We start from the raw sequence: 24158 nt of genomic DNA on the forward strand, positions 1-24158 counted from the left end.
GGCGTGTCCGACACCAGCAACCGCCCTGTTCTCGTCGTCGACTTCGGCGCCCAGTACGCGCAGCTGATCGCCCGCCGCGTCCGCGAGGCCCAGGTCTACTCCGAGGTCGTCCCGCACACCGCGACCGTGAGCGAGATCCTCGACAAGAACCCGCTCGCCATCGTCCTGTCCGGCGGCCCGTCGAGCGTGTACGAGGAGAACGCCCCGCAGGTCGACCCGAAGCTGTTCGAGACCGGCGTCCCGGTCTTCGGCATCTGCTACGGCTTCCAGGCGATGGCGCGTGCCCTCGGCGGTTCGGTCGAGCAGACCGGCACCCGCGAGTACGGCCGCACCGACCTCGGCGTGACCGGCGCGGGCGGGGCACTGCACGAGGAGCTGCCCGGTTCGCACCCGGTGTGGATGAGCCACGGCGACGCCGTCACCAAGGCGCCCGAGGGCTTCACCGTCACCGCGACCAGCGAGGGCGCGCCGGTCGCCGCGTTCGAGGACACCGAGCGCCGCTTCGCGGGCGTCCAGTACCACCCCGAGGTGCACCACTCGCCGCACGGCCAGGAGGTCCTGCGCCGGTTCCTGCACGACATCGCGGGCATCCGTCCGCAGTGGACCACGTCGTCCATCGTGGACGAGCAGGTCAGCCGCATCCGCGAGCAGATCGGTGACGGCAAGGCGATCTGCGGCCTGTCCGGAGGCGTCGACTCGGCCGTGGCCGCCGCGCTGGTCCAGCGCGCCATCGGCGACCGCCTCACCTGCGTCTTCGTCGACCACGGCCTGCTGCGCTCCGGCGAGCGCGCCCAGGTCGAGCGCGACTACGTCGCCGCCACGGGCATCAACCTGGTGACCGTTGACGCCCGCGAGCGCTTCCTCAACGCGCTGGCCGGCGTGACGGACCCGGAGGAGAAGCGCAAGATCATCGGCCGCGAGTTCATCCGCGTCTTCGAGCAGGCCGAGCGCGACCTCAAGGCCGAGGGCGACTACCGCTTCCTCGTGCAGGGCACGCTCTACCCGGACGTCGTCGAGTCCGGCGGCGGCGCGGGCACCGCGAACATCAAGTCGCACCACAACGTCGGCGGCCTGCCGGACGACCTGCAGTTCGAACTGGTCGAGCCGCTCCGCGCGCTGTTCAAGGACGAGGTCCGCCGCGTCGGCACCGAGCTCGGCCTGCCCGAGACGATCGTGCAGCGCCAGCCGTTCCCCGGTCCGGGCCTCGGCATCCGCATCATCGGCGAGGTCACCCAGGACCGCCTCGACACGCTGCGCCAGGCCGACGCCATCGCGCGCGAGGAGCTCACTCTGGCCGGTCTCGACCGCACGATCTGGCAGTGCCCGGTCGTGCTGCTCGCGGACGTGCGCAGCGTCGGCGTGCAGGGCGACGGCCGCACGTACGGGCACCCGATCGTGCTGCGGCCGGTGTCGTCCGAGGACGCGATGACCGCGGACTGGACGCGCCTGCCGTACGAGGTGCTGGAGCGGATCTCGACGCGGATCACCAACGAGGTGGCGGAGGTCAACCGGGTGGTGCTGGACGTGACGTCCAAGCCGCCGGGCACCATCGAGTGGGAATAGGCGAGACGTGCGAAGGCCCCCTGGCTCACGAGCCAGGGGGCCTTTCCCATCAGCGGTTCTTGCGTCTCAGCGAGTTCGTCAGCAGCACCAGACCGACCGCGATCGCCGTCCCCCCGAGCGCCCACCGGAAGTCGAACCAGAACGACCCGCCGCTCAGCACGTAGGCCGCCGTCAGCCCGCCCCCGATCCCGAAGACCAGCGTCACCGGGTCGATCCGCCGCCGCATCCCCTGCTCAGTCACGCAGCACCCTCACCTCTCCGACGCTCGCCTGCACGTCGAGCTCGATCTTCAGCCCACCCTCGCCGTTCTCGCCGAGGTCGCGTCCGTCCACCGCCACGTTGCTGCCCTCCGCCCGCTTGCCCAGGCAGTCGAGCTCGCCGATGGACGACGCGTCGCACCGGAACGTCACGTCCGCGTTCTTCGGCACGTGCACGACCGCCTCGCCCAGTTCGACGTCGACCGCGGTCTTCACCTCGCCGGAGTCCGGGAGCTCACGCAGGTCGAGCATCACGCTGCCGACGCTCGTCTCGTAGCGGTCCCGCACGTCCGTCACGGCCTTGGGCGTCACGGTGTAGCTGCTCACGCTGGTCGGGCCGTCGAAGTCGACCGCGGTCATCGCGAAGCCGATCACCGACGCCGGCACCAGCAGCCAGATCAGGCCGCGGCCGCCGCCCGTGAACGAGCCGACCAGCAGGCCCGCGGCGAGCACCGCGACGACCAGGCCGATCGTGTGCGGCACGGTGAACCACGGCACCCACACGCTGAGGATCGCGGACGCGGCCACGGTCAGCGTCGCCACGCCGAGCGTCGTCATGCCGACGCGGGACTTGGGCGGGCGCGGGGCCGGCGGCTGCGGCTTCGGGGCCGGTTCGGGCAGGTCCCACGCGAACGGGGCGGCGCCCAGCGGGTCCCAGGCCGGCGCTCCCGGTGCCGGTGGGACGGCCGGCGGGTCCGCAAGCGTGGCCGGTGCGACCGGCTGCAGGTGCCCGCGGTTCTTCTGCAGCAGGTAGAAGCCGCCGACCACCGCGCCCAGCGTCACGAAGACCTGGAAGCCGCTGCCGCTGCCGACGGTGAACGCGAGGACCGGGAACATCAGCAGGCCCAGCAGCACCGTCTGGCCCTGCGGCATCGAGCTGCGGCCCCGGTTGAGCAGGGCCTCGAGCGGCGACGCCTCGTCGCCCTCCTCCGGCAGCAGCAACCAGCCCGCGAGGTACACCGGCAGGCCGACGCCACCCGACAGCGCGAGTGCGACGAACGCGATCCGGACGATCACCGGGTCGATCTGGAAGCGCAGGGCGATGCCGGCGGCCACGCCACCGACCTTGCGACCTGCGCGGGGCCGCACCGGACGGTGGGCCCAGAACTCTCTGAGCGTGTCCGCCACGCCCTGCATCGCCTTCTCAGTCCCGCTCACGATGACAAGGTTGCGCGAACGGCGGCCGAACCACATCAGGGACCAGCCCTGATTCGCGGAACCGGGGTCATCCCTGATGAACAACGGGGCACGACGTGTGACGATCAGGTGGTGAGTGCACGGATTGAGCCGATGCGCCGTCGACGCACCGGCCGGGTGGTCGCGGGCGTCGCGAGCGGACTGGCGGACCACCTGGGCGCACCCGTCTTCTGGGTGCGCGCGGTCTTCGCCGTGCTCGCGGCCTTCAGCGGGATCGGGATCATCGCCTACGGGCTGCTGTGGATGTTCGTGCCGCAGTCCGCGGTGGCGGAACCGGAGACCGACAAGGACCGCAAGGAGTGGCAGCAGGCCGTCGGCCTGGCCGCTCTCGGCATCGGCGTCGCGGTGTTCAGCGGCCTGCTCGGGGGATCGTGGAGCGGGTGGATCACCGGCCCGGTCGCGGTGGCGCTCGTGGGCGCCGCGGTCGTGTGGCGCGAGGCGGACGAGGCACAGCGACGCCGCTGGAAGGACGGGGCGTTCGCGCAGGGCAAGGCGGGGATCGTGCGGACGGTGGCGGGTGGCGCGCTGGTGGTGGCGGGGGTCGCCGCGTTCCTCGTCGCCAACGACACCATCGCGAACCTCTCGACCGTCATCCTCTCCGTCGTCGCGACGCTGATCGGCGTCGCCGTGCTCACCGTGCCGCTGTGGATGCGCCTGGTGCGCGACCTCGACTCGGAACGCCGCGCGCGCATCCGCACCGAGGAACGCGCCGAGATCGCCGCCCACCTGCACGACTCGGTGCTGCAGACGCTCGCCCTGATCCAGAAGCAGTCCGAGTCCTCGCGCGAGGTCAAGCGCCTCGCCCGCAGCCAGGAACGCGAGCTGCGCAGCTGGCTCTACGGCCGCGAGGTGGGGGAGCAGCCGCACTCCATCAGCGTCGCGATCGCCCAGGTGTGCGCGGACGTCGAGGACGACTTCGCCATCGCCGTCTCGCAGGTCGTGGTCGGGGACTGCGAGCTGGAGGACGGCATGTTCGCGCTGGTCCAGGCGTCGAAGGAGGCGATGGTCAACGCGGCCAAGCACGCGGGGGTGGCCGAGGTCAGCGTCTACGCCGAGGTCGAGCCGGAGAAGGTCACCGTGTTCGTGCGCGACCGGGGCAAGGGATTCGACCCCGACGCCGTGCCGGAGGACCGCCATGGCCTCGCGGGCAGCATCCGGGGGAGAATGACGAGGCACGGCGGGGAGGTGCGACTGCGCACGGCTCCGGGAGAGGGGACCGAGGTGCAGCTCGAGATGCCGAGGAAGCAGGAGGCCAGGACGTGAGCGTGAGGGTGTTCCTGGTGGACGACCACGCGTTGTTCCGCGCGGGGGTGCGGGCCGAGCTCGACACGATCACCGAGGAGGTCGAGGTCGTCGGCGAGGCGGGCAGCGTGGGCGAGGCGGTCGCGGGCATCGCGCACCACAAGCCGGACGTCGTGCTGCTCGACGTGCACATGCCCGACGGCGGCGGTGCCGAGGTGCTGCGGCAGATCCGCACCAAGATCCCCGAGGTCACGTTCCTCGCCCTGTCGGTCTCCGACGCGGCCGAGGACGTCATCAACGTCATCCGGGCCGGCGCGCGCGGGTACGTGACGAAGACGATCTCCAGCCAGGAGCTGGTCAGGGCCGTCGTGCGGGTGTCCGAGGGCGACGCGGTGTTCTCCCCGCGCCTCGCCGGGTTCGTGCTGGACGCGTTCGCCGACCGGCCGGGTGCCGCGCCGATCAGCGACCCCGAGCTCGACCTGCTGACGCCGCGCGAACGGGACGTCCTGCGGCTGCTGGCCCGCGGCTACGCCTACAAGGAGATCGCGTCCGAGCTTTTCATCAGCGTGAAGACGGTGGAGACGCACGTGTCGAGCGTCCTGCGCAAGACGCAGCTCTCCAACCGGTACGAGCTCTCCCGCTGGGCCACCGATCGCAGACTGGTCTGAGGGCTTTGATCAAGAAGGTCGCCCGCGGCGCCACCGAGGTGCTCGCGCCGTGGGTCTGGGTGGTCCTGCTGCCGTTCGCCGTCGCGGCGGCCACGGAGACGTTCTGGAAGACGCTGCTGTGGGGGTTCGTCGTCGCACTGACGGCGTCCATCATCCCGATGGCGGTCATCGTGCGTGGCGCGCGCAAGGGACGTTGGGACGGTCACCACGTGACCAACCGCGAGGGCCGGGTCGTCCCGTTGGTCACCGCGGGCGCGTCGCTGGCAGCCGGCACGGTGATCATGTTCCTGGGCGGTGCGCCGCAGAACGTGCTCGCGCTCGCGGGCAGCATGTTCGCGTCGCTGATCGTCAGCATGGCGATCACGTTCGGCGTGAAGTGGAAGATCTCGCTGCACGCCGCAGTGGCGTGGGCCGCCGTGATCACGCTGGCGATCGTCTACGGCCCGGCGTGGCTGCTCCTGGCACTGCCCGCCGCCCTCGTGGCCTGGTCCCGCGTCGAGCTCGGCGACCACACGACCGGCCAGGTGCTGGCGGGGTCCGTGATGGGCGTGGTCGTGGGCGGCGGAACGTTCTGGCTGCTCAGCGCATCTGCGTGATGCTGGTGATCTTCATGGCGTTGTTGACGGCGGCGACCTCGACCTCGTAGACGCCGCTCTTCGCCTCGCCCTTCTCGGTCACGAGTGCGAGGTCCACCGTGACCACCCAGTTCGGCCCGTGCGAGCGCACCGGCACGCTCGACAGCGTGCACGCCACCGAGCTGTAGCCCCTCCAGCGCTGGACGTACTTCTCCTGCGGCTCGCTCGCCCGTTCCCAGAGGTTCCGCCACGCGACGTCGGGGTTGGCCGGGAGCTGGCCGTAGTGCCCGAGCACGAACGCGGCCGCCTCCTCCGCCGAGTAGTAGCGGGGCTGCTGGGTCTGGAAGTCGGCCTGGTTGACCGGGCTGCCGCGGTCGTTGTCCGTGCCGCCCCAGTACGCGGCGGCCGCGCCACCACCGATGCCGAGCAGCGCGATGACCGCCAGGATGACGAGGATCCGCCGGTTCGGCGGCTTGAGCCGTCGTTCCTGCTGCTGGGGGATCTGCAGGGGCTGCGACGGCTGCGGCTCGGCGGCCAGCAGGTCGGCCGCCTCCTGCGCGGTGGGCCGGTCCTTCGGGTCCTGCGAGAGCAACCGCATCAGCAACGGCGTGAGCTCGCCCGCGTTCTTCGGGTCGCGCAGCTGCCCGCTCGCCGCCCGGTAGATGAGGCCGAAGCTGTTGTCGCTCGGCCCGAAGACCGACTCGCCCTCGATGGCGGTGTAGATGGTGGCGCCGAGCGAGAACACGTCGGACGCCTCGTCGGGGTGCTCGCCGCGCGCCACCTCGGGAGCGAGGTAGGCGGGGGTGCCCGAGATCATGCCCGTGTCGGTCATCGTGCCGTCGCCGGACGCCTTGGAGATGCCGAAGTCGGTGATCTTGACCGTGCCGTCGTGGCCGATCAGGACGTTGCCGGGCTTGATGTCGCGGTGCACGAGCCCCGCGTTGTGCGCCGCCGCCAGCGCCGAGGCGACCTTGGCCCCGATGCTCGCCGCCTGGGCCGGCTTGAGCGGCCCGCGCTCGGCGATCAGCGCCGAGAGGCTGTGGGAGGCGAGGTACTCCATGACGATCCACGGCTCGTCGTGCTCGTCGTCCGACACGACGTCGAAGACCGCGATCGCGTGCTGGTGGTGCAACCGCGCCGCGTTGCGCGCCTCGCGCATCGCACGCTGGTGGTCACCGGTGATGAGCTGCTTGACCGCCACCTCGCGGGCCAGCACCTCGTCGCGCGCCCGCCAGACCACGCCCATCGCGCCGCTGCCGACGCGGTCGAGCAGCGTGTAGCGGCCGCCGATGGTTGTCACACCCTGAGACTAGTCAATCGCTCAGGCGAGCATTCGGCGTTCCCGCCCACGGGGTGGTGCAGATCGCGCCGAGCCGGTCCACCGGTGGGGACTCGTGCCTGGGACACGCTCGGCTGTCGTCGTGGTGATCCGCTGGTCGACGAGCTGGTCGGCCACGCTGCCCCGCGTGCCGTCACCTCGTCCCGCGCCCGTGCGGCCACCCCGGCCCGCACCACTAGTCGATCGTCGACACCAGCTTCTGCAGCTCGCGGTCGAAGTCGATCCACAGGTCCTCCTCGCCGGGCTGGACCACGTCGTAGGAGTTGTCCAGGAACTCCGCCACGTCCTCGGCGACGGCGCTGAGGATGGCGAACCCGGTCGGCGCGTTCAGCTCCACCAGGACGCGCTCGGGGTCGTCGGACGCCGGGCGGACCAGGATGTCGCCCTCACCGGACGGCGTCAGCAGGCCGTCGGCCAGCAGGTCGCGGGCGAACATCCACTCCACGCGGCCGGAGCCCGTGAAGAAGACGACGGCGACCGCGTAGGGGTCCTCCGGGTCGTAGACGAGTTCCGCCTCGACCGGCGCGGGGGCCGCGCCGGGCGCGAGGAGCTGAAAAGTCGTCCGGCTCGTGACCTTCAGGTTGTCGTTGTTCATGTCGATGTCCTTCCCAGGCTGGTCTCCACGTCCGCTCACAAAGAGGAGACGGCCAACCAGCTCGATAAGGACGCGATTCGTCTCGGATCCATCCTATTGGGGGAGACGTGCGTCTCACCCTTCAGCGTTTGACCAGGTCGCGCGTCTCGTTTGGTGAGACGGTCTGACCTGCCGAGACGGCCTTGCGACGGGTCAGCGCGACGCCCACGAGCACCACCAGCATGCCGATCACGACCCTCGCGTTGAGTTGCTCCCCGAGGAAGATCGCTCCAAGGAGTACCGAGACGACGGGCAAGAGGTAACCGACGGTAGTCGCCGTCGTGGCTCCCTCGTCGGCGATGACGCGGTAGTTGAGGATGAACGCGACGCCGGTGCCGAACACGCCCAGGACGATCACGGCGACGACGCCGATCCAGTGCAGGTGCAGCGGCTGCAGGCCGCCGAACGGCGTGGCGAGCATCAGCATCCCCATCGCGGTGGTCAGCTGCATCGCGGCGAGCTGCGTCGACGTGGCACCCGTGTTGACCAGGAAGCGGCCGGCGTAGGAGTAGCCGATGGCGTAGCTCGCGGCGCCGATGAGGCAGAGCACGGCGCCCCAGCTCGCGATGCTGTTGGCCGCCTGCCACGGCGCGAAGATCACCAGGACGCCCGCGAAGCCGAGCACGAGGCCGAGCATCCGGACCACGTTGCTGATCTTCTCCGAGCCCAGCACCAGGCCGATGGCCAGCGCGAACAGCGGGGTCGTGGAGTTGAGCACCCCGGAGACGCCCGAGTCGACGGTCTGGCCGCCGAACGCGAAGAGCGTGAACGGGATCGCGCTGCCGAACAGCGCCACGAAGAGCATGTGACCCCAGATCCGGCGGTCGCGCGGCAGCGTCATCTTCGCCAGCGCGAGCACGACGAACAGCACGGCCGCGCCGAAGAACGTGCGCACGAGCGAGATCTGCAGCGGCGCGAGGCTGCCGAGCGCGAGCTTCATCCACAGGAAGCTGGATCCCCACAGCAGGGCGAGCACGCCCATCCTGATCAACGTTCCGCGTTGGTTCACACGTCAACCATGCGCCCTCGAACACCTGAAAACAATTTAATTGTTCTGGGAAACCTTTAAGCACGTCTGTAAGGTCGAGGCATGCTGGACGTGCGACGCATGCAGGTGCTCAGGGCCGTCGTGAGCACGGGTTCCATCACCGCGGCCGCGACGAACCTCGGCTACACCCCGTCCGCCATCTCGCAGCAGGTGGCGGGCCTGGAGAAGCAGGCGGGACTGCCGCTGCTGGAACGTGTCGGCCGGGGCATCCGCCCGACCGCCGCGGGCCGCCTGCTGACCGAGCACGCCGCCCGCCTCGCCGAGCAGCTGGCCGAGGCCGAGAGCGCCCTCACGGCGTTGCGCAACGGCTGCGCCGGCACCCTGCGCGTCCGCTACTTCGCCACGGCTGGAGCGGCGCTCGTCCCGCCCGCGGTGGCGACGTTCCGCGCCGAGCGCTCGGGCGTCGAGCTCGACCTGAAGCTCACCGAGCCGACCGACCCGTTCGTCGAGCTGGCGGCGGGCCGCGCGGACGTGGCGATCACCGTCCTCGAACCCGACGCCCCCGCTCCGGAGGGCATGGTCGCGCGGCACCTGCTCGCCGACCCGTTCTACGCCGTGCTCCCGCGCGGCCACGCCCTGGCCCGCAAACGCGTGCTGGACCTCGGCGAGCTGGCCGACGAGCCGTGGATCGACGCGGACTGCGGCGCGTCCGGGCCGTGCGCGGACCTCGTGCGCAACGCGTGCGCGGGTGCGGGGTTCTCCCCGCAGGTGGCGGTGGAAAGCGACGACTACGCCACCGCACAGGGATTCGTGGCGGCCGGACTGGGCGTCACGATCATTCCGCGGCTCGGACTGGGATATGCGCACCCCGGCGTTGTGCTGCGGAAGGTGCGCAATCCCGAACCCGTTCGGCACATTCACGTCGTCTACCGCGAGGACGCTGCCTGGAATCCGGCCGTGGTGAGCCTGGCCGAAGCCCTGGAGAAGGCCGCTAGGGCCTCCTGACCAGGGCGTCTGTCAGTAACCGGGAGCCGCGCCGTACGACCTGTCGGTGTGCACGTAGAAGTTCGGGCTGGCCCACTGGAACGAGATGCCGTGCCGTTCGGTGGTCTTGCCGCCGTTCTTCTTCGTGATCTCGACGTCGACTTCCCAGTAGAAGCCTTCTTTTTCGACCGCGTTGACGACCTTGGCTTCCTTGATGCCCGACCAGTAGTTCTTGAAGCCGTCGTAACCGCCGGGGTAGCTGCCCTGGAAGTTCGCGTTGCCCATCTTCCACGCGTCCTCGGGGGACCCCGGGGCGTGGCTGAAGTAGTCGTTCAGGAACGCGCGCATGTCGTCCGGACCGGGCTGGCTCGTCCACTGGCCGGCCTTGCCCGACGACTTGGGCGGCGTCGACTGCTTCGTCGGGTCGTTGCCCTGCGTCTGCTGCGTCGACGTGTTGGCACCGGCGTTGTTCGTGCCGTTGTCGTCGTCGCCACCGCTGGAGATCATGCTCGCGAACATGATGCCAATGACCGCCGCCGCCACGATGGCGAGCGCGGTGTAGAACGTCGACTTCTTGTTCTTCGAGACCGACGCCAGCGGCGAGGGCCGCGACTGGCGGGGACGCTGCGAGTACTGCGGCGCGGCGGCCGGGCGGTGGTTCGACGGCGGCTGCTGCGACGGCATGGGCCGCGGCGGCGTGCCGACGCCGAGGTCGACGCGCGTCGCGTTGGGCGGCGGTGCCTGCTGCTGCGCCGCCGGCGGCGTGAGGGCGCGCGTGGCGGCGTGCTGCTGGGGCTGCTGCACCGGCGCACCGCGCCACGACGGCGGGTGGGTCGGCGCGACCACGGCGGGGGTGAAGGCAGGTGCGGCCTGGCCGTTCGCGACGGCGGCGAGCGCGTCGCGGGCCTCGGCCATGGTCGGGCGGTCTTCCGGCTCCGCGCGCAGCAGGCGCATCAGCAGCGCGGTCAGCGGACCCGCGTTGCGCGGCGGGTTGACCTTGCCGGACGCGACCTTGTGCAGCAGCGCGATGGTGTTCTCGCTCAACCCGAACGGCGGTTCGCCCTCGATCGCCGCGTAGAGCGTCGACCCCAGGGAGAACACGTCGGACGGCGAGCCCGGGTCGTAGCCCTTCGCCACCTCGGGAGCGAGGTAGGCGGGGGTGCCCGCGAGCATGCCCGTCGCGGTGACCGTGACGTCACCGGTCGCGCGGGAGATGCCGAAGTCGGTGATCTTCACCGTGCCGTCGTCGCCGAGCAGCACGTTGCCGGGCTTGATGTCGCGGTGCACGATGCCGGCGTTGTGCGCGGCGGCCAGCGCGGAGGCGACCTGCATGCCGATCGACGCCACGTCGCGCGGCGGGAGCGTGCCGCGCTCGGACAGCACCGCGGAAAGGCTCTTCGACGGCAGGTACTCCATGATCAGCCACGGCTGGCTGTCGTCCTCGGCCACGTCGTAGACGGCCACGGCGTGCGGGTGCTGCAGGCGCGCGGCGATGCGGCCCTCCCGCATGGCCCGTCTCTTCGCCTCGTCCGTGTCTGACTCGGCGAGACCGGGCTGCAGGAGCAGCTGCTTGACCGCGACGGTGCGGTGCAGGCGTTCGTCGTGTGCCGTCCAGACGACGCCCATGGCGCCGCTGCCGATCCGCTGGCTCAATCGGTAGCGACCAGCGACCAATCGGCCATCGTCGGTCACAGTTGCTCCCCGCTGTGCGGTCACTTGCTCTCTGTTCAACGGATGATCACACCTTCGGGTTCAGATCACCCGGAGGTGCGGGTACCCACCTTACGAGATTTCTACGGCGTAACGACGCTTAGCCCTACGGCCCGGCCTGACTCGGCGCGGTCGTCGTCGTGGTCGTCGTCGTAGTCGTCGTGGTGCTGGACGGCTTCGGCGTCGTCGTCGTTGTCGTAGTCGTCGTCGTGGTGGTCGTGGTTGTCGTCGTCGTAGTGCTAGACGTCGTTTGCTGCGTCGTCGTTGCCTCGGGGGTGGTTGTCGTCACCTCGGGCAACGAAGTCGTCGGTTCCACCGTCTGCGAACTGCTCGCGGGCGGCGCCGACGGGGTCTGCGGATCCTTGTTGAACACCCCGAGCGCGACCATCAAACCGCCGATGACCAGCAACAACGCCAGGACGACCGCGGCGATCACCAACGGCTTGTTGTTCTCCTGGCCGCGCGCGGGAGCCATCGGGGGCGCCGTCCGCGGCGGCGAGGTCCTGGGCACCGGGCGGACCACGCGGGTCCGGTCGGGTTCCACGATCGTCGTCGGGTCGGGCCCCTCCACGACCGCCAGGCCGCTGAACGACGGCGAACGCCCGTGCGCGACCGCGTTCAGCACCTCGCGGGCCTGGGACATGGTCGGCCGGTCGTCCGGCTCGAAGTTCAACAGGTACAGCAGCGTGTCGGCGAGCGGGTGGTCGACGGTCGGCGGGTTGATCCGCCCGGCCGCGACGGCGTGGAGAACACCGAGAGTGTTCTCGCTCACTCCGTAGGGCGGCTCGCCCTCCATCGCGGCGAACAGCGTCGAACCGAGCGAGTAGACGTCCGAGGCCGGCGTCGGGTCCTGGCCCCGCGCGATCTCCGGCGCGAGGTAGGCGGGCGTGCCGGCGATGAGGCCGGTCTTGGTCACCGTGATGTCGTCGGACGCGCGCGAGATGCCGAAGTCGGTGATCTTGACGACGCCGTTCTCGGCGATCAGCACGTTGCCCGGCTTCACGTCGCGGTGCACGATCCCGGCCGCGTGGGCCGCGGCCAGAGCGGCCGCGCACTGGGCACCGATGCTCGCGACCTCGATCGGGTCCATCGGCCCGCCCTCGGCCAGCGCGTCGGCGAGGCTGTAGGACGGCAGGTACTCCATGACCAGGCACGGGACGCCGTCCTCCTCGACGACGTCGTACACGGCGATGGCGTTCGGGTGGTGCAGCTTCGCGGCGATGCGGCCCTCGCGCATGGCGCGCTGGATGGCCTCGTCCTGCTCGGTCTCGTCGAGACCGGGCGCCAGCAGCAGTTGCTTGATCGCGACCTCACGGCCGAGGCGCTCGTCGTGGGCGCGCCAGACGATGCCCATCGCGCCGGAGCCGATGCGGTCGAGGAAGCGGTAGCGGTCGGCGATCAGGCGGCCGTCCGAGGTGTCGGACGTCGTCACAAGCCCACCTCGGGGGTGCTCGAAGGCGTGACTGCGGCAGTGGCTGCAGATCCCACGCTCGTGCTCCTCGTGCCGGTAGTCAGCGGGTCGTCCGGAATGCCCGCACAGGGTACCTGCCGAGGGCCGTCGCCGAGCTACCTGTCGTACATCAGTTCGCGGGGGCGAAGAAGTCGAATCCGCCGACGGTGTCGCCCACGGTGTTCAGCACCGGGTCGAGCAGACCCAGGTCGATGCTCACGTCGACGGGGTTCGACGTGGGCGGCAGCGCGGTCTCCGACTTCGGCGGCGCCGAGCTGTCGCTGGGCGGCGGCGGAGTGGTGGAGGAGGAGCTCGGCGGGGCCGGGGTCTCGGAGGACGACGGCGGCGTGCTCGGCGTGCTGGTCTCCGTGGACGTGGACGGCGTGGTCGTCGTCGGCGCCTGGGAGGTGGGATGCTGCTGCGTCTGCTGGGTCTGCTGCGTCGGACGCTGCTGCTGGGTCTGGACGTACGGCGCGACGCGGGTGGTCGGATCCGCCTTCGTTTCTTCCGCCTGCTGCGTCTCGGTGGTCTCGGACTGCTGCGTCTTGTTGGACGGCAGCTTCACGACGCCCTCGGTGCCGGCGCTCGCACCGCGGGCCTGGGCGCGCTCGTCGAACCGCACCTCGGCGAGCGGGCGCTCGTCCGGCGAGGACAGCCAGGAGGAGGCGGCGAACGCGACGGAACCGCAGATGATCACGCCACCGCTGGCCGCGGCGGCCAGCTTGCCGACGGTGAACCCGCCGCGCTGCGTGTCGTCGGCCCGGCCTTCGCGGCGCAGCAGCTCGGTGATGTGCAGCTCCTTCATGGGCTGCTTCTTCACCTTGCCGCCCGGCGCCTTCACCGGCTTGAACTTGACCGTCGGCTCGAACGCCTCGGGGGTGATGTCGTCGGTGATCACCGGGATCTCCGCGGTCTCCGCCTCACGACGGGCGATCAGCTCCGCGACGGACAGCTGCCCGGTCGACTCGGCCGATCCGCTCAACCGCCGACGATGGTCCTCAATCGACACCGCTCGTTCACCCTTCCAAGTTCGCTCATGCGCACTGGCGGGAACATGGATACCGAATCGTGACCCGAGATGTAACCCCTTTGGGGGAATTTTCACGACCGAAACCGGCTTGAAGAGACGAACGGTCACCGTTCGACTGCGAACGGCGATCCCAGTTGGGCGCGGCCTAACTCCGCTGCGCCGAAAGGACCTCGGTTCCGACGATCCGCGGCTGAGTCGTTGACGTGAGCCAGAACAGCTGCTCGACGCGCAGCCAGCTGCCGTCCGCCTCCTGCATCGAGACGACCGCGAGCACCGACCCGTCGGGCCGCACCGACGTCTGGTCGACGTTCACGACCTTGATCCGGCCCCAGGACCTCACGAACTCCGAGGGGTTCGCGCCGACCAGTTCCGGCGACAGCAGCTTGGCCGCCGAACCGGGCCTGGTCGTGAGCAGCTCGTAGAATTTCTTCACCACGTCGACCTGCGGCACCGGGCCGACGGACACCTCGGGTGTGGACGGCTCAGCCGCCTGCGGCGCCGCGGTCTCCAGCAGCAGCGCGGACGGGTCCGGCATGGGCATGACCTGCGTGGTCTGCGGCGCCGGGTTCTCGTTGGGCAGCTGGGACGACAGGACGTCGGGGCGCAGCGCGCTCGACCCGGACAGCGCGACCGGTCTCTCGCTGACCGGGATGCCCGCGTTCTCCGGCCGCTTGCTCGCCATGACCGCGGCACCCGCGATGGACGAGACCAGCACGACCGCGCCGGCCAGCAGGCCGGCGGCCCTGGCGATGCGACCGGTCTTCGTGCGACGGCGCTTGCCGGGCACGGCCGGGATCACCGTCGTCGTGGCGGTCATCGCCTCGGTCGGGCCGAGCAGGGAGGTGACGAGAGCGTCGGTGGCGGCTTCCTCGTTCGACAGGATGCGCACCGGGGCGGGCTGCTGCTTGATCAGCTCGGCCACGCTGATCGAGCCGGCGTGGGTGTGCCGCCGTCCTGTCGTCGCCGCGGGACGCTGCACTGCTCTGGTCCTCCGTACTGTGCGTGGTCAGCTGAAGACGTACCGTGTCTCCGCGTGGCCACACCAGTGTCCTGAAGGACTTCACTCGTTCGTGGCGGCCAGCGGTGGCCAGGAATCGCTCGATGGTGCTACCTACTACGTTCGGTAGCTCCGGCCGTGACCTTTAGCCACTTCAGCCACCGATCTTCAACCGTTCACCGTTGATCAGCGGCAGGTCTCCGAGCGTGAAGCTCAGCTCGCGCTTCTCGGTGCTCACCGAGCCGTCCTTCTTCGTCACCTGCAGCAGGCTCACGGTGAGGCCCTTGCTCGGGTCGACCAGGATCTCCTTCACCTCGATCAGCGAGATGTCGGCCAACCGGCCCTCGAGCAACGCGTCGGCGTTCGAGCGCACGGTGTCCGTGGTCAGGGCGAGCGCGGTGTCCGCGTTCGTCGCCATCTCCCGGTAGAAGTGCTCGGTCTGCTCGGCGATCTTCCCGCCGTCGACGACGGGGGCCTGCGTGACCGGCACGGTCGTGATGACCGGCGGCACCGTCCCGGACGGCTTGCCCGGCGCGCTGGTGGCGGTCGCCTGCCCGCTGGTGCCCGGCACGCTGCCGGTCCCGGTACCCGGCGCGGGAACGCCCTTGCCGGTCTTCGCGGCGGACGGCGTGGCACCCGCGGTGGCCGACGCGCTGGTGCCGCCCGTGGGCAGCGTCGCGATCATCGGCACGTCCGAGGGATAACCGGGCAGCCCGACGGTCTCGACCTCGCCGCCCCCGCCGACCAGCTTGGCCGCGGCGACGCTCAGCCCGACCAGCACCAGCACCGACGAGACGACGGCGAACCAGGCGGCGCGCTTCCAGGTGCGCGGCGGCGTGACCGAGGCGGGCACCAGCCCGATGTTGAACTTGCGCAGGCCGTCGGTGTCCTGCAGCGGGTCGACCTGGCGGCGGCGGGGCAGCGGGATGCGATCGCCCCCGACGACGGGCCGAGCCTGTGCTGGTCCGTCGTCGAGACGATGTTTGCCCGGCAGTTCGTCCATCCCGACACCCCTCTGCGACGCAATCAGAGTAGGGCCGTCCGGACGCACCTGAACAACCAAATGGGGGTGTTCAGGACGAGTGACACTCGTTTGTGTGAAGTTCCTACCTGGGCGGGAGTTGTGCTTGACCGCTGTTCAGCTGCTTGCGCGTGCTCTGCACGCCGTTGAGCGCGGCCAGACCGGAGCCACCCGCGATGATCGCGCCGACGACGTCGGCTCCGAGCGAGTCACCCCCGGTGATCAGCAGACCGATCACCGCGCCGGCGGTGGTGATGATCGCGGTCTTCCAGCGGCTGCGGACGAACTGCGAGACGTTCGCCCCGGAGATGCCCTTCTTGTTCGCGGCCGAACCGAGCATGCCCAGGTAAGCGTCGTGCGCCAAGGCGGCGAGCAGGCCGGCGATGGCGATCAGTGCGGCGATGAGGCCCATGACTCCAGTGTGCCCCCAGATTTTTTCGGTGGACCATCCGTGATCGCCCTGATATCCGATTCGGGTGGACATGTTCTGGCACGACGACTGCCTCGAGCACGACGCCGGTGAGGGCCTGTGGGAGCTGCCGGGCTCCTGGCCGTGGCTGGACGTCGCCGAACCGCACCCGGAGACCGCGGCCCGGCTGCGCACGTTCCGGCACGCCCTCACGCACGGTCCGGTGGCGTCACACCTGAAGTGGCACGAGGGGCGCCATGCGTCCGTTGACGAGCTTCTGCGCGTGCACACGGCCGGGTACTTGGACTCGTTGCGCGTCTCGGAGCGTGTGGCGCTAGAGGTGAACACGGTCGTGGGGCCGGAGACGTGGCGTGCGGCCTCTGCGGCGGCGGGCACGGCCTTGGCGGCGTTGGAGTCCGGTGCACCCATCGCGTACGCGCTCGTGCGGCCGCCGGGGCACCACGCCCAGCCGGACATGGCGGACGGCTACTGCTTCGTGAACAACGCCGCGCTGGTGGCGGAGACCGCGCGGCGCCAAGGGTTGCGGGTCGCCGTCCTGGACTGGGACGTGCACCACGGCAACGGCACGCAGGAGGTGTTCTACGACCGTCCGGACGTGCTGACCATCTCGGTGCACATGCGGCACGGTTCGTGGGGCACGAACCACCCGCAGACGGGCGCACCATCAGAAGTGGGCGCCAACGGCAGGAACGTGAACATCGAACTGTCGCTCGGTGCGGGCGACACGACGTACATGCGCGCGCTCGACGAGATCGCGTTCCCTCTACTGCGCGACTTCGAGCCGGACCTGCTGGTGTGCGCGTCCGGGTTCGACGGGTCGGCGTTCGACCCCAACGGCCGGCACAACCTCACCGCGGACGGGTACCGCGAGATCGGGCGGCGGGTGGCGTCGTTCGGACCGCGCGTCGTGCTCACCCAGGAGGGCGGTTACCTGCGCGGGTACTCGGCGCTGTGCCTGCACGCGCTGGTCGAGGGGCTGCTGCGGCTGCCGGAGCCGTTGATCGAGGACCCGCTGGCCTACGTGCCGGACGACAGCCGGCTCGCCGACGTGGACCTCGACCGCGTCCGCAGGACCCTGGAGCCTTTTTGGCCCGGCGTGCTGTGACGCCGGGCCCGTCTTCCCGGACTACCTGCCGAGCGGGCCGCGACCCATCTTGAGCAGGATCATCGCGAGGTCCTTGCCCTCGGGGCCGAGCGGCTTGTAGCGGTTGAGGACGTCGATCTCGCGGTTGTGCACGATCTTCGTGCCGCCGGCCGCCATCCGGGCCGCGCCGATGATCTTGGATACCTCGACGCGCCGTTGCACGAGGCGGAGGATCTCGGCGTCGAGGTGGTCGATCTCCTCGCGCAGGGTGTTGATGTCGGGTTCGGTGGTGGTGTCCATCATCAGGTGACCTCTCGAGAACTTCGAGTCCTGGCCCGGAAGCGACGAAGCCCCGGGTCCGAGGACTCCGGGGCTTCGTGGTGGCTTTTCAGCGCTAGACGACCACGGGAGCCGGAGTCCGGATCCCGTAGAAAAACTCGAAGTACGTCGCGCGCATGGATTCAGTGTTGCACAGAACGGCCTGCCACCGCCAAGCCGCTCGGTGAGCGGGCTCACCAGGTGGGACGCCCCTGTCGCTGTAACCCTCCGGCCGCCCCGCCCGACAGAGGTCTCGAAGCGTTTTCCGAGACCTGGGGGTCACATGAAGTACGCACTCGGGATGGCGGCTGCCCTGACGCTGTCCCTCGCGGTGGTTTCGCCCGCGTCGGCCGAGCCCGATTTCGCCACCGTCACGCTCACCAAGGTTTCCGGCTGGTACGGCACCCCCACCTGGACCACCAGGGGCGGGTCCACGGTGCGGCAGGAGTTCGCCCTCGACATCACCAACGTCGCGGGCCACGACGAGCACGGGCTGTCCGTCTTCGTCTCGTTCCCGACCGACCGGCTGGAGGTCACCGGTTACGAGGGTGACGGCTGGACCTGCTGGGACGTGGCCGGAGGTCCGGGCGCCGAGGGCATCGAGTGCGAGCAGGACCACCTGATCGTGCACGAGGAGGCGTGGCCGACGCTCGTCGTCGAGACCAGGGCCGAGCAGATCTGGACGCAGGACAGCATCGACGTGTACGCCGAGGCGAACGGCCACGAGGCGGTCCACGCGGGCCAGAACTTCAGGATCGACACCAGCACCTGATCGAACACATGGTCGGGCGGTACCGAAATCGTCGGTGCCGCCCGGTACCGTGGGTGGACGATGAGCGCCTTGTTCGACTTGCCTTCAAGTCCCCCCGTTTCCCGCGCGGGTCACCTGCTCGACGATCTGAACCCCGCGCAGCGCCGTGCCGTCGAGCACGCCGGTTCGCCACTGCTCGTGGTGGCGGGCGCCGGCTCCGGCAAGACGCGCGTCCTCACCCGGCGGATCGCGTACCTGCTCGCGGAACGTGACGTGCACCCCGGCCAGATCATGGCCATCACGTTCACGAACAAGGCCGCCGCCGAGATGAAGGAGCGCGTCGCCGACATGGTGGGCGCGCGCGCCCGTTCGATGTGGGTGTCGACGTTCCACTCGATGTGCGTCCGCGTGATGCGCCGCGACGCCAAGGTCCTCGGCATGTCGTCGAACTTCTCGATCTACGACAGCGACGACTCGCGCCGCCTCATCACCCTCGTCGCGCGGGACCTCGACCTCGACCCGAAGAAGTACGCGGCCCGCACCCTGGCTGTGCACATCTCGAACCTCAAGAACGAGCTGATCGACCCGGAGACCGCCGCCGCCCAGGCCACGAACGACCTGGAGCGCCGCGTCGCCGAGGTCTACGCGGTCTACCAGCGCCGCCTGACCGAGTCGAACTCGCTCGACTTCGACGACCTGATCATGAGGACCGTCGAGCTCCTGCAACGCTTCCCGGACGTGGCCGAGCACTACCGCCGCCGCTTCCGCCACGTCCTGGTCGACGAGTACCAGGACACGAACCACGCGCAGTACACCCTCGTGCGCGAGCTGGTCGGCAAGGCGGGCGGCGAGCTGCCCCCGGCCGAGCTGTGCGTGGTGGGCGACGCGGACCAGTCGATCTACGCCTTCCGCGGCGCCACGATCCGCAACATCGTGGAGTTCGAGCGCGACTACCCGGACGCCACCACGATCCTGCTGGAGCAGAACTACCGCTCCACGCAGAACATCCTGACCGCGGCCAACGCGGTGATCTCCCGCAACGCCAACCGCCGCGACAAGACCCTGTGGTCCGACCTCGGCGAGGGCGAGAAGATCGTCGGCTACGTCGCCGACAACGAGCACGACGAGGCGGCGTTCGTCGCGAACGAGATCGACCACCTGGTCGACAGCGGCGAGGTCAACAACTCCGAGATCGCCGTCTTCTACCGCACGAACAACCAGTCGCGCGTCTTCGAGGAGATCTTCATCCGCCTGGGCCTCCCGTACCGGGTGGTGGGCGGCGTGCGCTTCTACGAGCGCCGAGAGGTCCGCGACGCCCTCGCGTACCTCCGCACCCTCGCGAACCCGGAGGACACGGTCTCCCTCCGCCGCATCCTCAACGTCCCGAAACGAGGCATCGGCGACCGGGCGGAGGCCTGCGTCTCGGCCTACGCGGAACGCGAGCGGATCAGCTTCGCCGCGGCGCTGCGCGAAGCGGTGGACGACCGGGTCCCGATGCTGAACCCGCGCTCCCGCAACGCCATCGCGGGCTTCGTGGAGATGATGGACCAGCTCGGCGAGATGGTCGCGCGCGAGGACGACGTGGCCGACATCCTCGAAGCCGTCCTGGACAAGACCGGCTACCGCACCGAGTTGGAAGCCAGCGAGGACCCGCAGGACCACACGAGGGTCGAGAACCTCAACGAACTGGTCACCGTCGCCCGGGAGTTCACCGAACTGGAGCTCCCGGAAGGCGCGGACCCGGTCCCGTCCCTCCCGGCGTTCCTGGAACGCGTCTCCCTGGTGGCCGACGCGGACTCGATCCCGGACGCGGACTCGGACGGAGTGGTCACCCTGATGACCATCCACACCGCGAAGGGCCTCGAGTACCCGGTCGTCTTCAGCACGGGCTGGGAAGACGGCGTCTTCCCGCACATGCGAGCGCTGGGCGACCCGGCAGAACTGGCGGAAGAACGCCGCCTCGCCTACGTGGGCATCACCAGGGCCCAACGCCGCCTCTACCTCTCCAGGGCCTTGGTGAGGTCGGCCTGGGGCCAGCCCTCGGCAAACCCGGCCTCCCGCTTCCTGGGCGAGATCCCCCAGGAACTCCTGGACTGGCGCCGAGTGGAACCGTCCCGCTCAGCCCCGGCAGCCGCCACCACGTGGGGCCGCTCGGCGTCGGGCGGCATCGCCTCCCGAGGCCTGAGCCGCCCGGCCCCGGGCAAGGCGGGCTGGAAGGACGCCCCGGCGATGAAGCTGGAGGTGGGCGACCGCGTCACCCACGACAAGTACGGCCTGGGCAGGGTCGTGGCGGTGGACGGAGCGGGCCTGCGGGCCACGGCGACGATCGACTTCGGCGGCTCGGGCACGGTCCGCCTGATGCTGATCGGCAGCGTCCCGATGACCAAGCTCTGACCAGCACCAGCACCAGCACCAGCACCAGCACCAGCCGAGGCGAAGCCGAAGGCGAGCACAAGGCAAGCGCCGCAAGCGAAGCCGAAGGCGAGCAGTCCTCCCGCAAAGGGTCCGGTGGGGTGGCTTCGTCACGAGTCGTGCCACCCCTCCAGGCATGTGGCCCGCTCTTGGCTCGACTCGTGACGAAGCCACCCCACCACCGCAAGAACCAACGCAACAGCAAGCCGCCCAACCCAACAGGCGTGCCATCTACCCGCGATCGGCGCCGGCCCGGCTTTTGATCAGATTGGCGGGGTCTGGGGCGGAGCCCCAGGACTCAACCGCCACAGCAGCAAGCACGGCGACCACGCACGGACAACAACCCGGCACCCGCCAACGCAACCGGGGGACGACCCACCAACCCACGCGCCCCGGGACAGACCCCAAACGGACGCAAGCTGATCAGCCAAAACACCCCCACGAAAAAATCCGGAAGAAATCCCCAAAACCAGCGCAACGGCACGCCACCACGTACGTCTATGTGGGTGTCGCAAGCAGCACAGCCAGGGAACGTTCGGGGCGGTCCAAGGCACAACGAGCAGCCTGCAGACACAAGGGGAGCGAAGGGACGGCGGGGGCCTAACTTCGCGGCGAGGTGCGGCCGGACCGAACGGGAGAGCGGTCCGGCCGCACTGTCTTCCAAGGCCTGCACCGTCTTCTCAGGACCATGCCTCAGGACCGTCACGTCAGGACGGCCACGAAGGACAAGCCGTCCACAACCCAAGGAACACCCCGGATCCACCGCGAGGTCGCCGCAGGACCCACCGCGAGGTCCGCGCAGAACCCGCAACCCGGTCAACGCAAAGACGGAAGATCGACGCAGGTCAACGACACCGCGTCGAAAATTGTCAGACCCCCGGAGCATCATCGACCGCATGAGGCCACAACCCCGGCGGGAGAGCTCGACTTGGATCACGTACTGGCAGGCGTCCTGCACGAACGCGTGTTCGCAATCCTCAACCAGCTGGAATCCCCGGACACCCGAAGACTGGTCGAGGCCTGGCGCACGATCCTGCACCTCCACGAACCCACGGAGAGCGGGGCCTGCAAGGCCTGCGGTCCACGCTGGCGCAAGCACATGTGCTCGGTCTGGCGAGTAGCCGCGACGCACTTCGCCCGCCCCGACGTCTGAACGCAGCCCCGACGTCTGAACGGCAGCACCCGACCGAGGGACATCGGGCCGGAGCCGCGTAACGCCGACAGCCCGCAGACCGAAGTCCTGGTGTCGGCCGCCACAAGCAGCCGATCACAGCGCGACTCGAGCGGTACTAGAGCCTCCTGGCCCGCCGCAGCCCCCTGGGGCCGCCAGAACACCGTCCCCCACCCCTCGGGGTGGGTCGGCGCGGGAACGCCCGGCAGAAAGCTACTGAGCCGTAGTTCAGCCGATCACGAACCAGCGGAGCTCAAACCAGAACCGAATCAGACGGTGACGCCGCGCGCGTTCAGCCAGGTCAGCGGGTTGATCTTCTGGCCGTCCGGGTTCCACACCTCGAAGTGCAGGTGGGGGCCGGTGGAGAAGCCGCGGTTGCCCATGCGGGCGATCTGCTGACCGGCCTTGACGACCTGGCCCTCGCGGACGCCGATGGTGTCCATGTGGCCGTAGACGGTGATGGTGCCGTCGGAGTGCTGCACGCGGACCCAGAGGCCGAAGCCGGAGGCGGGGCCCGCCTCGAGGATCACGCCGTCCGCGGCGGAGACGATCGGGGTGCCGATGGGGCCGGCGATGTCGATGCCGAGGTGCATGGTGCCCCAGCGGCCGCCGTAGCCGGAGGTGAACTCGCCGGCGGCGGGGCGGACGAACTTCGGGCGCTTCTTCTCGGCCTCGACGGCCTCGCGCTCGGTGGTGAGCTGCTGGCTGCGCAGGAGCTTGGCGGCTTCGGCGGAGCCCTCGGACGTGGTCTTGGAGACCGCGAGGATCTGGGGGGCGGGGGCGGTGTCGCCTCCGACGCCGTCGAAGGTCGCGGCGCCACCGGCGTGGTTCGCGAGCTGGACGTCGCTGCTGTCGTCGGCGGCTGCCTGGCCGATCTGGCCGGCGCCTGCCGCGGCGAACGCGCCTACTGCGACGGCTGCGACGACGATGCGTCCGCGCAGCGCAGACGGCGGTGGGGGGAGCCTGTGCGAGCTGACCGGACGCACGGATGCGCGGTCGACTGCCTCTTCAAGCGCAGCACTGCGTTCATGGCCGCCGGGGGAGCGGTGGTGACTCAAAGCTTGCCCTTCCGCCTTCGGGGAGCCTGATCGGGTGGACGGCCGGGCGGGGGATTCCCGGTGAGTCAGGATTCGGGGTTCTGACTCGGTGTCCTTCTGTGATCAGACCGTGACAACGGACCGGGGGACAGTAACGGCGGGGAGCCTCGGAGGGCAAACCCCAGTTCGTTATGTCGCCCCATCGGGCGGCAATCAGCGGGTTTCAACTGTCAACTGTGACTGTCGGTCAGACCGGAGGGTCGACACGCCGCTTCTCCAGCGGCGATGGGGTGAGTTGACGAGTCATCCGATCGGGTGATGGCCGTCACAACTACGTGAAGAGTCCTCGTGTCAACCGGCAAAGAAAGGTGACCTGAATCACGTATCTGGTGCTCTTCGACGAGCAACGAGGAGTGCTCCAGCCGGGCGTTGCGCTGAGGCACGATGATCTGATCCATCTCCGACCAGACCACGACGAAGCGCGTGCGGCACGGGCGGCAGGGCTCGGCGAGTTCCGCGAGCAGTTCGGAGCCGGGTCGCAGCTGCCGGGTCAGCGGCGTGGGCAGCAGGTAAGCGGCGAGAGTGCCGTTGTGCGGCGTTCCCAAGGTAACGAGTGAGCGAACCCGTGAGTCGCCGTGCAGCCGCTGCACGTAGTACCGGGCAATGAGCCCACCTAATGAATGGCCGACCACGTGCACCTGATCGGATCCGGTCTGCTCGCAGATCCGCTCGATGTGCGCGCCCAGCAGCGCGGCGGACCGGCGGACGTCGCCGGTCAACGCCGTCAGCACGCTGTAGTTGACGGCGTGCACCACCCCGAAGCCCCGCCTTCGCAGCGCCCCCGACAGCACCGCGAAGGCGGAACGGTTGTCCCCGATGCCGTGCACCAACACGATCGGGGTGCCCGCCGCGTCCATCGCCGAAACCATCAGGCCGCGCTGGCGCGGCGGCAGGCCGTCGGTGCGGTAGTGCCGGTGCAGGCCCTCCGGTCGCAGCTGCTCGGCGACCGCGCCCCACGGGTAGAGCACCGCGTGGGCCGTCAGCCAGGCCGCTTCCATCGCGACTCCGCGCACGCCGCCGGGCGTGGCCATCGCCCGCAGCGCCACCTTCACTTCCTCCGTGACGTCCCGCGCTGTGTGGACGCCCCAGACGGCGCGGTCGAGGACCGCGTCAGTCAGACGCGTGAACCACGACCCGCCGTTGTCGCTCATGTGAGCGACGGTAAGTGATGAAGTCACAGGCTTGGAGTACCCGGCGGCCGTTTTCCACACGCGAACGAATTTCGTCTTGATAGGTCATG

Annotated in this window: 23 protein-coding genes; 9 read left to right on the forward strand and 14 right to left on the reverse strand. The window is 69.8% G+C overall.

Features of this window, described 5'->3' with window-relative positions:
* The first annotated feature begins 3 nt into the window (after window positions 1-3).
* Entirely contained in the window at window positions 4-1563 is a 1560-nt protein-coding gene (gene guaA, locus ABZX02_RS23370) for a glutamine-hydrolyzing GMP synthase (protein ID WP_355300681.1), read from the forward strand.
* 49 nt (window positions 1564-1612) lie between these two features.
* On the opposite strand, the gene ABZX02_RS23375 is transcribed toward guaA, so the two are convergent.
* Window positions 1613-1804, reverse strand: a complete 192-nt coding sequence (locus ABZX02_RS23375) for a hypothetical protein (protein ID WP_355300682.1) — start codon at window positions 1802-1804, stop codon at window positions 1613-1615.
* Window positions 1797-2978 carry a PspC domain-containing protein gene (locus tag ABZX02_RS23380; RefSeq protein WP_355300683.1) on the reverse strand — a complete coding sequence of 394 codons (1182 nt, stop codon included), beginning with the start codon at window positions 2976-2978 and terminating at the stop codon, window positions 1797-1799. The genes ABZX02_RS23375 and ABZX02_RS23380 overlap by 8 nt, the downstream gene beginning before the upstream one ends.
* A gap of 132 nt (window positions 2979-3110) precedes the next feature.
* Between ABZX02_RS23380 and ABZX02_RS23385 the strand changes: the two genes are divergently transcribed.
* The 3 genes from ABZX02_RS23385 to ABZX02_RS23395 are packed head-to-tail and all read left to right on the forward strand — an operon-like array spanning window position 3111 to window position 5523.
* A complete protein-coding gene (locus ABZX02_RS23385) occupies window positions 3111-4280 on the forward strand; it encodes a PspC domain-containing protein (RefSeq protein ID WP_355300684.1) in 1170 nt (389 codons plus the stop codon).
* Window positions 4277-4927 (forward strand): response regulator transcription factor, encoded by a 651-nt coding sequence (locus tag ABZX02_RS23390; protein WP_355300685.1) that lies wholly within the window; start codon window positions 4277-4279, stop codon window positions 4925-4927. Before ABZX02_RS23385 ends, ABZX02_RS23390 begins: the two co-directional genes overlap by 4 nt.
* Before the next feature lie 5 nt (window positions 4928-4932).
* A complete protein-coding gene (locus tag ABZX02_RS23395; RefSeq protein WP_355300686.1) occupies window positions 4933-5523 on the forward strand; it encodes a phosphatase PAP2 family protein in 591 nt (196 codons plus the stop codon).
* Here the strand turns inward: ABZX02_RS23395 and ABZX02_RS23400 are convergent.
* The 3 genes from ABZX02_RS23400 to ABZX02_RS23410 form a co-directional block, all read right to left on the reverse strand.
* Window positions 5507-6802: a serine/threonine-protein kinase gene (locus ABZX02_RS23400; protein WP_355300687.1), complete on the reverse strand. Its 1296-nt coding sequence runs from the start codon at window positions 6800-6802 to the stop codon at window positions 5507-5509. The genes ABZX02_RS23395 and ABZX02_RS23400 overlap by 17 nt on opposite strands.
* A gap of 214 nt (window positions 6803-7016) precedes the next feature.
* On the reverse strand, window positions 7017-7436 hold the full coding sequence (locus ABZX02_RS23405) for an SsgA family sporulation/cell division regulator (protein WP_355300688.1): 420 nt from the start codon (window positions 7434-7436) through the stop codon (window positions 7017-7019).
* Between the two features lie 121 nt (window positions 7437-7557).
* Entirely contained in the window at window positions 7558-8484 is a 927-nt protein-coding gene (locus ABZX02_RS23410; protein ID WP_355300689.1) for a DMT family transporter, read from the reverse strand.
* Window positions 8485-8565: 81 nt separating this feature from the next.
* On the opposite strand from ABZX02_RS23410, the gene ABZX02_RS23415 reads away from it, so the two are divergent.
* Window positions 8566-9468, forward strand: a complete 903-nt coding sequence (locus ABZX02_RS23415) for a LysR family transcriptional regulator (protein ID WP_355300690.1) — start codon at window positions 8566-8568, stop codon at window positions 9466-9468.
* 12 nt (window positions 9469-9480) lie between these two features.
* On the opposite strand, the gene ABZX02_RS23420 is transcribed toward ABZX02_RS23415, so the two are convergent.
* The 6 genes from ABZX02_RS23420 to ABZX02_RS23445 all read right to left on the reverse strand — a co-directional run bounded on the left by ABZX02_RS23420 (window position 9481) and on the right by ABZX02_RS23445 (window position 16067).
* A complete protein-coding gene (locus ABZX02_RS23420; protein WP_355300691.1) occupies window positions 9481-11139 on the reverse strand; it encodes a protein kinase in 1659 nt (552 codons plus the stop codon).
* A gap of 124 nt (window positions 11140-11263) precedes the next feature.
* On the reverse strand, window positions 11264-12589 hold the full coding sequence (locus ABZX02_RS23425; RefSeq protein ID WP_355300692.1) for a serine/threonine-protein kinase: 1326 nt from the start codon (window positions 12587-12589) through the stop codon (window positions 11264-11266).
* Between the two features lie 148 nt (window positions 12590-12737).
* Window positions 12738-13589 carry a hypothetical protein gene (locus tag ABZX02_RS23430; protein ID WP_355300693.1) on the reverse strand — a complete coding sequence of 284 codons (852 nt, stop codon included), beginning with the start codon at window positions 13587-13589 and terminating at the stop codon, window positions 12738-12740.
* Window positions 13590-13782: 193 nt separating this feature from the next.
* Complete coding sequence (locus ABZX02_RS23435; protein ID WP_355300694.1) at window positions 13783-14616, reverse strand: hypothetical protein; 834 nt, start codon at window positions 14614-14616, stop codon at window positions 13783-13785.
* Window positions 14617-14788: 172 nt separating this feature from the next.
* Complete coding sequence (locus tag ABZX02_RS23440; protein WP_355300695.1) at window positions 14789-15637, reverse strand: hypothetical protein; 849 nt, start codon at window positions 15635-15637, stop codon at window positions 14789-14791.
* A gap of 103 nt (window positions 15638-15740) precedes the next feature.
* Window positions 15741-16067, reverse strand: coding sequence for a hypothetical protein (locus tag ABZX02_RS23445; RefSeq protein ID WP_355300696.1), 327 nt, complete (start codon window positions 16065-16067; stop codon window positions 15741-15743).
* Between the two features lie 70 nt (window positions 16068-16137).
* Between ABZX02_RS23445 and ABZX02_RS23450 the strand changes: the two genes are divergently transcribed.
* Complete coding sequence (locus ABZX02_RS23450; protein WP_355301052.1) at window positions 16138-17190, forward strand: histone deacetylase; 1053 nt, start codon at window positions 16138-16140, stop codon at window positions 17188-17190.
* 21 nt (window positions 17191-17211) lie between these two features.
* Here the strand turns inward: ABZX02_RS23450 and ABZX02_RS23455 are convergent, their stop codons facing one another.
* Window positions 17212-17472 (reverse strand): chorismate mutase, encoded by a 261-nt coding sequence (locus tag ABZX02_RS23455; RefSeq protein ID WP_355300697.1) that lies wholly within the window; start codon window positions 17470-17472, stop codon window positions 17212-17214.
* Window positions 17473-17770: 298 nt separating this feature from the next.
* Between ABZX02_RS23455 and ABZX02_RS23460 the strand changes: the two genes are divergently transcribed.
* The 3 genes from ABZX02_RS23460 (at window position 17771) to ABZX02_RS23470 (ending at window position 21803) form a co-directional block, all read left to right on the forward strand.
* Window positions 17771-18259, forward strand: coding sequence for a hypothetical protein (locus ABZX02_RS23460; RefSeq protein ID WP_355300698.1), 489 nt, complete (start codon window positions 17771-17773; stop codon window positions 18257-18259).
* A gap of 60 nt (window positions 18260-18319) precedes the next feature.
* Window positions 18320-20632 (forward strand): DNA helicase PcrA, encoded by a 2313-nt coding sequence (pcrA, locus tag ABZX02_RS23465; protein ID WP_355300699.1) that lies wholly within the window; start codon window positions 18320-18322, stop codon window positions 20630-20632.
* 946 nt (window positions 20633-21578) lie between these two features.
* A complete protein-coding gene (locus tag ABZX02_RS23470; RefSeq protein ID WP_355300700.1) occupies window positions 21579-21803 on the forward strand; it encodes a hypothetical protein in 225 nt (74 codons plus the stop codon).
* 287 nt (window positions 21804-22090) lie between these two features.
* Here the strand turns inward: ABZX02_RS23470 and ABZX02_RS23475 are convergent, their stop codons facing one another.
* Entirely contained in the window at window positions 22091-22807 is a 717-nt protein-coding gene (locus ABZX02_RS23475) for a M23 family metallopeptidase (RefSeq protein WP_355300701.1), read from the reverse strand.
* Between the two features lie 281 nt (window positions 22808-23088).
* A complete protein-coding gene (locus ABZX02_RS23480; protein ID WP_355300702.1) occupies window positions 23089-24069 on the reverse strand; it encodes an alpha/beta fold hydrolase in 981 nt (326 codons plus the stop codon).
* Window positions 24070-24158 lie beyond the last annotated feature (89 nt).

This window comes from Lentzea sp. NPDC003310, assembly GCF_040610935.1.
Lineage (GTDB): Bacteria > Actinomycetota > Actinomycetes > Mycobacteriales > Pseudonocardiaceae > Lentzea.